This window comes from Clostridium putrefaciens (assembly GCF_900461105.1).
In the GTDB taxonomy this organism is placed as follows: Bacteria; Bacillota; Clostridia; order Clostridiales; family Clostridiaceae; genus Clostridium_L; species Clostridium_L putrefaciens.
This window is the reverse complement of record NZ_UFWZ01000001.1, coordinates 1,310,997-1,323,270: the sequence shown is the minus strand read 5'-3', so window position 1 is coordinate 1,323,270 and position 12,274 is coordinate 1,310,997. Positions and strand designations below refer to the sequence as shown.

Annotated in this window: 15 protein-coding genes; 8 read left to right on the top strand and 7 right to left on the bottom strand. The window is 28.2% G+C overall.

Annotated elements, in window-relative coordinates; genetic code table 11:
• Positions 1–5: 5 nt before the first annotated feature.
• Complete coding sequence (gene hypB / locus DY168_RS05670; protein ID WP_115640881.1) at positions 6–674, bottom strand: hydrogenase nickel incorporation protein HypB; 669 nt, start codon at positions 672–674, stop codon at positions 6–8.
• Between the two features lie 326 nt (positions 675–1,000).
• Between hypB and DY168_RS05665 the strand changes: the two genes are divergently transcribed.
• Together DY168_RS05665 and DY168_RS05660 are read left to right on the top strand one after the other, a co-directional pair.
• Positions 1,001–1,588, top strand: coding sequence for a DUF4829 domain-containing protein (locus DY168_RS05665; protein ID WP_115640880.1), 588 nt, complete (start codon positions 1,001–1,003; stop codon positions 1,586–1,588).
• Between the two features lie 247 nt (positions 1,589–1,835).
• On the top strand, positions 1,836–2,840 hold the full coding sequence (locus DY168_RS05660; protein ID WP_172556279.1) for a CehA/McbA family metallohydrolase: 1,005 nt from the start codon (positions 1,836–1,838) through the stop codon (positions 2,838–2,840).
• A gap of 86 nt (positions 2,841–2,926) precedes the next feature.
• On the opposite strand, the gene DY168_RS05655 is transcribed toward DY168_RS05660, so the two are convergent.
• Positions 2,927–3,295, bottom strand: coding sequence for a hypothetical protein (locus tag DY168_RS05655; RefSeq protein WP_115640878.1), 369 nt, complete (start codon positions 3,293–3,295; stop codon positions 2,927–2,929).
• A gap of 378 nt (positions 3,296–3,673) precedes the next feature.
• On the opposite strand from DY168_RS05655, the gene DY168_RS05650 reads away from it, so the two are divergent.
• Positions 3,674–4,141, top strand: coding sequence for an Lrp/AsnC ligand binding domain-containing protein (locus DY168_RS05650; RefSeq protein ID WP_115640877.1), 468 nt, complete (start codon positions 3,674–3,676; stop codon positions 4,139–4,141).
• A gap of 60 nt (positions 4,142–4,201) precedes the next feature.
• Here DY168_RS05650 and DY168_RS05645 read toward each other — a convergent pair whose 3' ends face one another.
• Positions 4,202–4,726, bottom strand: coding sequence for a protease complex subunit PrcB family protein (locus DY168_RS05645; RefSeq protein WP_115640876.1), 525 nt, complete (start codon positions 4,724–4,726; stop codon positions 4,202–4,204).
• Positions 4,727–4,873: 147 nt separating this feature from the next.
• On the opposite strand from DY168_RS05645, the gene DY168_RS05640 reads away from it, so the two are divergent.
• Both DY168_RS05640 and DY168_RS05635 read left to right on the top strand, forming a co-directional pair.
• Positions 4,874–5,080: a DUF378 domain-containing protein gene (locus DY168_RS05640; RefSeq protein ID WP_115640875.1), complete on the top strand. Its 207-nt coding sequence runs from the start codon at positions 4,874–4,876 to the stop codon at positions 5,078–5,080.
• A gap of 305 nt (positions 5,081–5,385) precedes the next feature.
• Positions 5,386–6,141 carry a putative ABC transporter permease gene (locus tag DY168_RS05635; RefSeq protein WP_172556278.1) on the top strand — a complete coding sequence of 252 codons (756 nt, stop codon included), beginning with the start codon at positions 5,386–5,388 and terminating at the stop codon, positions 6,139–6,141.
• Positions 6,142–6,267: 126 nt separating this feature from the next.
• Here the strand turns inward: DY168_RS05635 and DY168_RS05630 are convergent, their stop codons facing one another.
• Both DY168_RS05630 and DY168_RS05625 read right to left on the bottom strand, forming a co-directional pair.
• Entirely contained in the window at positions 6,268–6,552 is a 285-nt protein-coding gene (locus DY168_RS05630) for an N-acetylmuramic acid 6-phosphate etherase family protein (RefSeq protein WP_115640873.1), read from the bottom strand.
• 255 nt (positions 6,553–6,807) lie between these two features.
• Positions 6,808–7,518: a lysophospholipid acyltransferase family protein gene (locus tag DY168_RS05625; protein WP_115640872.1), complete on the bottom strand. Its 711-nt coding sequence runs from the start codon at positions 7,516–7,518 to the stop codon at positions 6,808–6,810.
• Between the two features lie 149 nt (positions 7,519–7,667).
• Here DY168_RS05625 and DY168_RS05620 point away from each other — a divergent pair, with 149 nt between their 5' ends.
• Complete coding sequence (locus DY168_RS05620; protein WP_115642426.1) at positions 7,668–8,540, top strand: ComEC/Rec2 family competence protein; 873 nt, start codon at positions 7,668–7,670, stop codon at positions 8,538–8,540.
• 39 nt (positions 8,541–8,579) lie between these two features.
• Here the strand turns inward: DY168_RS05620 and DY168_RS05615 are convergent, their stop codons facing one another.
• Together DY168_RS05615 and DY168_RS05610 are read right to left on the bottom strand one after the other, a co-directional pair.
• Positions 8,580–9,248: a ribonuclease H-like domain-containing protein gene (locus tag DY168_RS05615; RefSeq protein WP_115640871.1), complete on the bottom strand. Its 669-nt coding sequence runs from the start codon at positions 9,246–9,248 to the stop codon at positions 8,580–8,582.
• Between the two features lie 14 nt (positions 9,249–9,262).
• Complete coding sequence (locus tag DY168_RS05610; RefSeq protein WP_115642425.1) at positions 9,263–9,988, bottom strand: HAD-IB family hydrolase; 726 nt, start codon at positions 9,986–9,988, stop codon at positions 9,263–9,265.
• 268 nt (positions 9,989–10,256) lie between these two features.
• Here DY168_RS05610 and DY168_RS05605 point away from each other — a divergent pair, with 268 nt between their 5' ends.
• Together DY168_RS05605 and feoB are read left to right on the top strand one after the other, a co-directional pair.
• The gene (locus DY168_RS05605) at positions 10,257–10,484 is read left to right on the top strand and encodes a FeoA family protein (protein WP_115640870.1); all 228 of its coding nucleotides are present in this window, start codon (positions 10,257–10,259) and stop codon (positions 10,482–10,484) included.
• Between the two features lie 20 nt (positions 10,485–10,504).
• Positions 10,505–12,274, top strand: coding sequence for a ferrous iron transport protein B (feoB, locus tag DY168_RS05600; protein WP_115640869.1), 1,770 nt, complete (start codon positions 10,505–10,507; stop codon positions 12,272–12,274).

Here is a 12,274-nt window from a genome sequence, read left to right as displayed (position 1 = left end):
TTATATTATCCGTTCCAATTTTCAACTTCAGTACGTAACCATTGAGCCCACTCTTCAATTCCCTCACCTGTTTTAGCTGAAATTGGTATAATCTTAATTTTCGGATTTAACTTTTTAACACGGCCTTTTACAGCTTCTAAATCAAAGTCAAAATAGTCAATAGCATCAATCTTATTAATTAGTAAAACATCAACAATTGAAAACATTAAAGGATATTTTAAAGGTTTATCGTCTCCTTCTGGAATACTCAAAATCATAGCATTTTTTGATGCTCCTGTATCAAATTCTGCTGGGCACACTAGGTTCCCTACATTTTCTAATATGGCGCAATCAATGTTTTCTGTACCTAACCCTAATAACCCTTGCTTCGTCATATCTGCATCAAGATGACACATTCCACCTGTATGTAATTGAATTACTTTTGTACCAGTCTTTGCAACTGCATGTGCATCGACATCTGAGTCAATATCAGCTTCTAAAATTCCAATACGCATCTTATCTTTCAACGCCTCAATTGTTCTTACAAGAGTTGTTGTTTTACCTGAACCCGGCGATGACATCAAATTCAGTAAAAATGTCTTTTCCCTTTTTAAATCTTGCCTAAGCAAATCAGCTTGTTCATCATTGTCTTTGAAAACGCTTTCCTTGATTTTAAGAATTTTAAATTCATCCATTTTATATACCCCTACTTTCATAAACTTTCTATTAGTATATAATTATACTGATTAGAACTCTTTAAACCTTTTTATAAAGTTGTACTACTCAGTATAGCAATACCAAATTATAACATGCATTATGACTTTATACTATACTTTAAATAAAAATTACCCTTGTTCTAAATATTACGTACAACTTTCTAAAATCATTAAATTACACTATAAAAAGTAATGATCTACACTATTAAAGTGGTATTTACTTGACCTAAATAATGTATAATTATTATATAGTGAAGTATAATCGATTAACTACAAATATTTCAATTGAAAAGGAGGATTTATAAATGCGCCTAAAAAAAAATATAGTGGTACTTTGTATATTCACATTATTTTCTTTTATTTTATTGGGATGTGGTACTGTGAAAGACAAACAAGAAACAAAGCTAGAAAAAGATTATGTATTAGAAATCAAAAATGGTGAGAGATTTTTCAAATCAGAAATTGTTCCAAAATCATATGGCGAAAAGGTTATTCTTGATTATTTTAAAATTGAAATAAGTGATGAATATAACGACTTTGAAAATATCTTTATTAATAGCGAAAGTTTTAATTCATATCCAAAAATATATAAAGAAAACTTTAATAATGGATTATATACAGAAGAACTAACTGTTCATAGTTTAGAAAAACTAAACGAAAAAGATTATTCTAATAAACCTAATGATATTAAATATTATTGGTATATGGATAGGTTAAAGGAATATAACCCAAATGAATTTGAAATTATTGAAGTTAAGTATACAAATAAACTAACTGATAAATATAATGAAACTGCTCAATGGGGTAGTGGGAATTGGACAAGATATTTTATAGTTTGTAAAGAAAAGGACGATTCAGATTGGAAAATATATGATATATATGGCCATATGTAAACAGTAAACAACCTTTTAAATTGGTATTAGGTAGTCCACCTAGGGCTACCTAATAATAATTTAATTCATTTAATGACCTAATTATAGGATATTTACTTTTGAGGTCTCTTATGTCATATCTATCTATTAATATAGGTGCCATTCCAAATTCTTTTGCCGCATCAAGGTTTGATTCGCTAAAACATAATAGCAATTCCCACTCTTTTATCTATTATATTAATAAGAAAGATTTTTAAGGATGTGCTATATGGGAAAAAGTAAAAAATCTAAAGGTTCTATTAAAAAAAAGCATAGTATAATCTATGGGATACCTCACTGCCATACTGAAAACTCTACAGGTACAGGTGGTGTAAAGGTAGCCTTAAAGTATGCTAAAAATAAAAACTTAGATTTTATTATAATAACAGATCACAATAATGCTTTAAATAATAATAAGAAACATAAAGATAAAGATAAATGGGAAGATGCCTTAAAAGACATACAAAAGTTTAATAAAAAGCATGATAATTTCATTGGTATTTTAGGATTTGAATTTACCTTAAAGCCTTACGGTCATTTAAATATATTCGCCTCAGAAAATTTCTTTTCAGGGGATATAGGGGATATTAAAAAGCTACTTTTATGGAACTCTGTAAATAATCCTATAATGGCTATAAATCACCCAAGTAAAAACATAGAAAAGCTTGATTTTAATCCTTTATTAAATAATCACCTATCTTTAATTGAGGTAGGAAATGGTCTTTACCCTGCTAAATCCTATAATAGATATGAAAAGCGTTATTATTCCCTTCTTGATAAAGGTTGGAAACTTGGGGCTATAAACTCTCAAGATAACCATAAGATAAACTTTGGAGATAGCGATAATTTAACTGCAGTACTAGTGGAGAAAAAAGATAGAAAAAACCTTTTACAATCTTTAAGAAATAGGAATACCTATTCTACTGAATCGAGAACACTTAAGGTTCATTTTTATATTAACGGTAGCTTAATGGGTGATGTACTTAATTGCAAGAAAAACAACACTTTAAAATTCTCTTTATATGCTGAAGATAGGGAGGATAAAATTACAAAAATCAAACTTATATCATCTAATGGAGTATGTATAAAAGAAATGGACTTTCCGCCCCAAAAGGACATTAAATATTTTTGTTCTCTTCCCTTTAAGGAAAATGAAAAATGGTATGTAGCTAAGATATTTTTGCAAAGTGGAGCTATCGCTCTTACTTCTCCAATATTTTTAAATAAATTTTAAAAAGTTAAAAGTTTTAACCATCTATGGCTAAAACTTTTAACTTTTCTTTTTAAACCTTTTATTCTTAATATCTTTTTTTAAGGGAATTATTTTTTGTTTTTACCTTTTTTATTTGTATCATTTATTATTATTGAATCTTTAGGCATAGTTTTTAACTTATTTGGCTTTGCTTTAGTTTTTATATTTATCTGTTTCTCTTTTTTTATTGGTCCTTTTGAGTTTAAATCAAAAAACCATAAAAGCAATATTACGAAAAGCATTGATTGTACTATAGACATTATATTTGGGCTAAATTCAAACCTACTAAACACTATAGGTAAAAAGAAAACTAATATAGAAACACCTAGCACGATCCACTTGTTAATATTTATCTTTCTTAATAAATATACATTTAATAAGTTATATAATATAACACCTACCACTGCGGCTAACAAAATTAATAAAACATATGGCATGTCTTTCCCCCCTTTAATTTTATATCTATAAAGTATCATATTTCATATTTAAGACTTTTTCAATAAAAACTTCATAATATATATAATAATTAATACAAAAGGTTAATACTTTAATTTAATAATTTAAAAACTAATTACTCTTTCCCTTTAAATAATTTAAAATTATAAAAAAACACTTGTGAGTATTATCTAAAATTGTTGTTATTAATTAAATTCTGTAGTAATATTAAAAATGTAATATGCTTGTATTTATGAGTTTAACATTTAACACTTTAAATTTATGTTATTATTATATTTATTCTGGTTTTTAATAAAGATTTTATAAATTGATGAATATCAAAGCGTATTGTAAAAATTTTACATATATGAGGTGATTCCGTGTCTATTGTGGTTAATTCTCAATTAGATGATTTAGATCTTCAAATTCTTGACATACTTATTAAAGATTCAAGAACACCATATTTAGAAATAGCTCGTATTTGCCATGTAAGTGGCGGTACTATCCATGTAAGAATGAAAAAAATGGAAGACATTGGCATGATAAAAGGTACAAAACTTATGTTAGATATGCCTAAGCTTGGATATGATGTATGCTGTTTTGTTGGAGTATTTGTAGATAAAAACTCTTCTTTTAGTAATGTTATGGATGAAATGTCAAAAATAAAAGAAATCGTAGAATTACATTATACTACTGGTCAATATTCAGTTTTTGCAAAGGTTGTATGCAAAAGCATATCAGACCTTCAAGATATATTGATGCATAGAATAAATACAATTATAGGTATACAAAGTACAGATACCTTTATTTCTCTTTCACAACCAATTGATAGAAACATAAAACTTTAATAATTCTTTTGTAAGCTTATTAAAAACCTTTTATTTCTTTGAAATAAAAGGTTTTTAATATTATCTTGTAGTTTCTTCTATCTTATCATATTCATTTCCAAAAGTATCGAACACCTTTAACTTTTCACTAGTACATTTAACATTTAATATGATGTAAGGATAGGTAATGGCTTGTATAACTATTTCTCCACTAGAAGGTGATTTTTCTTCAATAGTTATAACTGTAGCATTGTCTACTTTATCTACAGAACTTACTGAAATAGAGTTTCCCCCTGAAGTCTTTTTTCCTGATAAGATTATAATATAATCATCCTTATCTTTACTATATATGAAATATCCCTTTTTTCCTTTATACTTGGACACTATATTATTTATGCCTTCTGGCGCCTTATCCCAGGAGGTAATCTTATATTCCACAACACAATTATCATCAATATTTTCGGCAGGTGATACTTTTTCTAAAATACCCTCTTCCTCTTTTGCTACATCCTTTTTATATTCTTTTTCATTTATACTCATATTTTCACATCCCATAAATGTAAGACTGAAGACAATTATAGGTACAACCATCAAAAACTTTTTCATGTAAAAACTCCTCACTAAACTATTTTTATAAGTACATAATACACTACAAATCAAGTTAATAATTTAAGAAAGAATTAAATATTAGTTATAAAAAATAGATTTTATGCCAATACTAACAAGAATAACTTATAAAAGGAGATGATATTAATGAAATCATTTGATTTTGTTGCGCTTTTATTAGTAATAATAGGAGCCTTGAATTGGGGACTTATTGCATTGTTTAAGTTAGATTTAGTTGCATCAGTATTTGGAGCTATGTCAGGTTTTTCTAGAATTATTTATGGTCTAGTGGGGCTTTCAGGTCTCTATGCTATATCCTTTTTTACTAGAGACAGTCGTAACCATGTTGATTAACGCCTCTATGAAAATGGTTAATTTAAGCGAAGCACTCTCAATTTTATTGAGGGTGCTTTATTTTACAAAGTTAAAATATTAGTTCAATAGTATTAATTTTATAATATACTATTGCTTACTCCTTAAATTACTAATAAATTTATATTAATTAGTAATTTATATAAGTGTTATACAACAGTTTAATATACATTATCTCATCATTTATAAAATAAAGTTATTACGTTATAATTCTTTTTATGTTATTATATCCTAATAACATAACAAATATAACAAACATCAGAAATTATAAGGAGGACTATATATACATGTTAGAACTTAGCACTTATAACTTATTACTTTACTTTGTAATATACTCATTTTTAGGATGGATTTTAGAAGTGAGCTATGCCTTTTATTCTCAACATAAATTTGTAAACAGAGGTTTTTTAAATGGTCCATTTTGTCCTATATATGGGTCTGGATCTTTAATATTAATAATATTCTTAAATTCTTTTAAAAATAACCTTATGCTATTATTTATTTTTTCCATACTTTTAACCTCCTTTCTAGAATATATAACTGGATATGTTTTAGAGACAGTTTTTAATACCCGCTGGTGGGACTATGATGATAATGCATATAATATCAAAGGCAGAGTATGCCTTAGCTTTTCCATGATGTGGGGCGCAGTAGCTGTTTTTATAATTAAATTTGTACATCCTTACATTGAAATCTTCACAAATAAAATACCTGTGATTCATGAAAAGATCTTATTTTACTCATTCACTACATACTTTATAGTTGATCTTACAGTCACTATAATTTCATTAATTGAATTTAGAAAGATTATTATTCAATTAGAGCAACTATCTAAAGAGATAAAAGAAAAGTATTCTTATTTTTTAGAAAAGACTGATGTTATAGAGGTACCTATAAAAGAGCTTAAAATTAAATATGATAATGCTATTACAAGTATTAAAATTAATCATAAAAGGCTTCTAAGTGCCTTCCCTAATTTAATGTCTAAAAGTTTTGATAATCTAATAAAAGAGATCCAAAATAAACTTAAATTAAAAAGGTAAGAAATAAACCCTTTGGTTGTTGAGTATCCAAAGGGTTTATTTCTTATCATATATATTTTTATAATATTAAACTAATAACCTAATGCGATTTAAATATTTTTGATTATTTGTTTTAATTAATATGGTTTATTTGCTATTTAATTCTATAGCTTTAGATATATATACTTCACTACTTTTTAATAACTCTTTACTGGACTTTTTACTTTTACTAGTTTCTATCATCAATATGCTTAATTTAACATCATATTCAGTTTCTTTAAGATACTTCTCTGCTTCTTCTATAGATACACCTGTAACTAACATAACTATTCTTTTAGCTCTAGTAATTAGCTTTTCATTAGTAGATTGTACATCTACCATAAGGTTGCTATATACTCTACCAAGTTTAATCATCGTTCCAGTAGTTAGCATAATTCATTGCACCTATTACATAAGGTGTCCTTCCTGAAGCTGCAATACCACAAATTACGTCATTTTCATTTATATTTTTGTCTTCAATATATCTACTCAGTTACCAAACATTCCAGTTTCTTAATGTCCATTATATATCCTCCTATAAAAATATTCTACGTCATCATTATAATGCTAACTTTCACCAATATTAATATTTGTGAAACTTTATTTATATTACTTTTATAAAACTTTTTAGAATGTTTATGTGAACTTTTATATATTTAGATTCTTACACATTAAATTTCTTAAATCATCTGATAGTGTATTTTCCTGCTCTTTAGTCAAATCTTTTGTATATATAGGTTTGTCTATTGTAATCCTAACAAAGGATCTTTTAAGTACTCCTGTTTCTTCAAAGGCCTTATAAGTTCCATCAATAGATATTGGAACTATAGGCACCTTCGACTTTGTTGCAAGTTTTAAGCTTCCTTTTCTAAACTCCCCCATATGTTTCGATTTACTTCTAGTACCCTCAGGAAATATGCCCATGGAATAGCCTTCCTTTAAATACTGAACTCCTTCATTTATAGTTTTTATTGCCTCCCTTGCATTATTTCTATCTATAAATACACTTTTTATATCTAGCATCCAGTTCTTATATATTGGTATCTTATCTAATTCCTTTTTAGCTACAAAGCCTATAGGTTTATCAATAGCATAAATAAGTGCTGGAACATCAAAATAGCTTTGATGATTGGCCACAAATAAGCAAGTCTCTTTTGGAATATTCTCCTTACCTATTACTTCTATGTCCATACCAATTATTTCGATGGTCTTTATAGACCATTTACGTACAACCTTTTTAGTATATTGAAATGCTGCCTCTTTACCTTTAAATACCCTTACAAAATGAAACTTTATTCTCTTAAGTCCCATGAACGTCATATATAATCCATAGTATAGCGTTACAAGAAAAGATTTCATCCACCCACATCCTTTTATAAGTTAGTCAAAGTAATTATACTCACTTATAAATTAAAATTCAACATAAACACTTTTATAGTAGTAATAAAGATGATAAACTATTGTAATAAGTTATTAAAATAACTATTAAACTTACTATACAAGGAGTGATACATTTGAAACCAAGACATTTCAAAATTTTATTTCCCATCTTTCTAGCCCTTATGTTAGTTTTTACATCCTGTGCTAGCATTAATACTTCAGGTGATGGTGAAAACAATTCTAATACTGATAACCTTAAAGTACACTATATAGATGTAGGACAAGGAGATTCTATATTAGTTCAGTATAAAGACAAGAATATGTTAATAGACGCAGGTCCCAAATCAAGTTCTGATAAGTTAATTAATTATCTAAAGGGTGTTGGTGTAAAAAATATAAACATATTAATAGCTACACATCCTCATGAAGATCATATAGGGGGAATGGTTGCTGTACTAAATACCTTTCCTGTAGAAAAGTTTTATGCTCCTAAAAAGACAAATACAACAAAGGTATTTGAAAACATGGTATCTAAACTAAAAGAAAAGGACCTTAAAATTAATGTAGCTAAAAGTGGTGTTGTATTAGATTTTGCTGAAGATATAACTGCAACATTAATAGCACCAAATAGTGCCGACTACGAAAATATAAATAATTATTCTGCGTCCCTAAAACTAACCTATGGAAAGAATAGCTTTTTATTTATGGGAGATGCTGAAAAGGTATCCGAAAAGGAAATCCTTCAAAAGAACTTAGATATAAGTTCAGATGTAATAAAACTAGGCCACCATGGAAGCAGCACTTCTTCATCAAAAGACTTTTTAGATAAGGTTAATCCTAAATATGCTATTGTAAGCTGTGCTAAAGGAAATGATTACGGTCATCCTCATAAAGAAATAATTAAAGATATGGAAAAAAGAAATATCACAGTTTATAGAACAGATCTGCAAGAAAACATAGTAATCTCTAGTGATGGTAAAAACATAAAAGTGAATAAATAAAAATAGAAATAGAAATAAATTCAAGAAATAAAAGAGGACTCATATTTCAGAGTCCTCTTTTAGGCATGGTAACTTATTCCACTTTGTATATATGTGGAATAAATTAACCACATCTTGTTCATTATATAATAAAATTCTTTGTATTTTATCTTCTGGCATTCTCTTTATATAATCCTTATCTTTCACAACTTTACTAAAAGTCTTTGCAAGATTAGCTCCGTTGACAATTTCGCCTTCTCTTTCTATACCCATTAGCTTTTCGAGATTCTTTAATCCTATACTCTCTTTAAACTTCTTCTCATATTCCTTTTGTAAATCTATATGCACAAAATGATCTTCAAAGTTAAAGTCTATATTATTCTGGGTAAATAAATACTTAATTACAGAAAAATCATTATTACCAGAAAAGGTTACTATATAGCTTTTTTTTTCTCTCTCTGCCATGGCCTTAAAATAGCTCTCTGCCATAAACAGTACATCTATTGCTTCTTTTTTATTTTCTATCATATATTGAGTAACGTTTATAGATGAATCTTCTTTATTATAGTAAGAACATCCAAAGACGCCTATACACACTGGTTTTTTATAAACATAGTGCTCTAAATCAAAAAATAAAGCCGATTCATAACAGTTCCCTTTTTCTTCTATCTCTAATACTTTACTAAGATCTATGTCTTCTACATAGATAGTATTTTCACGAATTATCACTTTACCCACTCTTTCTACAAGATCTGTAAACAATCTGGATTTATACTGTAAACAACATCTTTTCTTTCTACTATTATTTTTATTTTATCTCTTACTTCTTCGTATTCTAAGACCTTTTTTGTTAACTCTCGAGTTGGGTTTATACAAATAGGATGACCTACTGATTTAAACATGGAAAAATCACCTGCAGTATCCCCATAGGCATAACTATTATCTACATCTATGAAATACTTGTCCTTAAAATGTAAAATTGCCTCTCTCTTGCTATTACTATCCCACATTGGAATTACCTCACCAGTATACTCTAGATTATCGTCCATAAGATAATCTGCTCCCTTATAATCATCAAATCCATACTTTAAAGCCATTTCTCTAACTAATTCTTTAGGGCTACCAGATATTATTATTATTTTATGGCCCTGAGCTTTATGCCAAACTATCCTATCTCTTGTATAGGTATATACTCTATCGCCTTTTTGGTTTACAACCTTTTTAGCAATAAATTCAACCTGAGATTTATGAAGGCCTTTAACTGCTTCTACATATATATCTGCCATCTTTAAAAGATAATTATCATAATTCCCTTGTCTCTTATCCCATTTTTGGTATTCAGGTCTCACCTCATTATACCACTTTTCTGGCTCTATTATTTCATATTTAACTAACTTTTTAAAAAGCTCCCCTATAAGACCTTCTCTATATAATGTACCATCAATATCAAAAAATGCTGCAACATTCATACCTTTTCCTGAAATCATCAGGTTCACCTACCTTTCTTAATAATTAAATTAATTTTAAATTTCATATTTGTTCCTTTTGTATTTTACTATAAGAAACTTATATTTATAGTATAATATCACGAAATTAATCTAGGTTCAACTTTAACTGATATTGATAGTATATAGTTATTTTTTTGTCAAGGCTTATAATGTTATTGACTTGTTAATAACAAGGTGGTATTATAATAATATGATATTGATAATGATTTTCATTAGGGAGGTGTTTTTAATGTGTATTTGCGATTTGAAAATAGGTGAAATTGGTACTGTAATGTCTATATGTGGTGACGATAAACTAACTAAAAGGTTACTTGCCTTAGGTTGTGTTGAAGGTACAGAGGTTTTTGTAAAACGTTTTGCTCCGCTTGGTGACCCTATTGTAATAAATTTTAGGGGCTTCGATATGGCTATTAGAAAAACAGATGCAAAAAAAATATATATAAACAATTTAATATAGTTTTTTTAAGGAGGACAAGTATGATAACAGCAGCTTTGTTAGGTAACCCAAATGTAGGTAAAACCACACTATTTAATGCATTAACAGGCTCTAACCAATATGTAGGAAATTGGCCTGGAGTTACTGTTGAAAAAAAGGAAGGTTTCCTTTACAAGAATTTAAAAATTGTTGATTTACCAGGAATTTATGCTATGGATACCTATTCTAATGAAGAAAAGGTCTCTAAAAGCTTTTTAGAAAACGGCAATGTAGATGTAATAATAAACATTGTAGATGCTTCAAATTTAAATAGAAACTTATATCTTACAACTCAACTAAAACAATTCAATAAGCCAATAATTTTAGTTTTAAATATGATGGATGTAGCTGAGTCTAAGGGTAAAACTATAGATATTGTTTCTCTTTCTAAAGCTTTAAATGTTACTGTAATACCTATGGTAGCAAGCAAACGAAAAGGTATAAAATCTATATTAGAAATCATAGAAAAAAAGGAATATGTGATGCCTTCTGGTGATAATGACTATCATTTTCCAAGTGAAAAATCCACATACAAATATATAGAAAATGTTTTATCTACATGTGTATCTAAGGCTTCTTCTAAAAATACTATAAGCACTTCAGATAAAATTGATAAAGTAATATTAAATCCATTTTTAGCTTATTTAATATTTATAGGCATTATGTTTTTAATTTTCAAGGTTACCTTTAATTGGATTGGACAGCCTTTATCGGACATGTTAGATAATTTTGTTTCAAATAGCTTTTCACCCTTTATAGAAGGTTTATTAGAAAGCTCTAGCCCTTGGTTTTCTTCCCTAATAGTTGAAGGAATTATAGCAGGTGTTGGATCTGTAATAGTTTTTATACCTATAATACTTACATTATTTTTCTGCATATCCATACTAGAAGATAGTGGATATATGGCTCGTGTTGCTTTTATAATGGATAAACTAATGAGAAAGATGGGGCTATCTGGTAAAGCTTTCATTCCTTTTGTTATAGGCTTTGGTTGTTCTGTACCTGCTATAATGTCAGCTAGAACCTTAGAAAGTGAAAAAGATAGAAAGCTTACAGCTCTTTTAGTTCCACTTATGTCCTGTAATGCAAGGCTACCTGTGTATGCTGTATTTGCTTCAGCCTTTTTCTCAAAGAATGCTGATATATTAGTTTTATCCCTTTATTTGTTAGGTATTGTTATGGCTTTTCTTTTAGGTATATTATTTAAAAATACTATATTTAAAAAGGATGAAGAACCTTTTATAATTGAATTACCTGAATATAAATTACCTGAAGCAAAAAATTTGTTAAGACATACCTGGGATAAAGGTAAAGGCTTTGCAAAAAAAGCTGGTACTATAATATTTGCTATGTCCGTAGTAATTTGGGTATTATCTAAGTTTAGCTTTAGTGGATATACTGAAACTATATCTGAAAGCCTTTTAGCTAGTCTTGGTGGTGTTATATCTCCTTTATTAAAGCCTTTAGGCTTTGGGAATTGGCAGGCTGCTGTATCCCTATTAACAGGCTTTATAGCGAAGGAATCAGTAGTGTCCACTATGGGAGTTATATACGGGGATCAGCTTTCAGCAATATTACCCCTTCACTTTACGTCTGTTGCGTCAATATCTTTCTTAGTATTTGTATTGTTATATACTCCTTGCGTAGCTGTTATAGCCACTTTAAAGAAGGAATATGGTCATAAGATGGCTATCTTCTCAATAACCTATCAGCTTGCATTAGCTTGGATAATGTCTTTCATAGTATTTAATATTGGGAATTTAATATTTTAA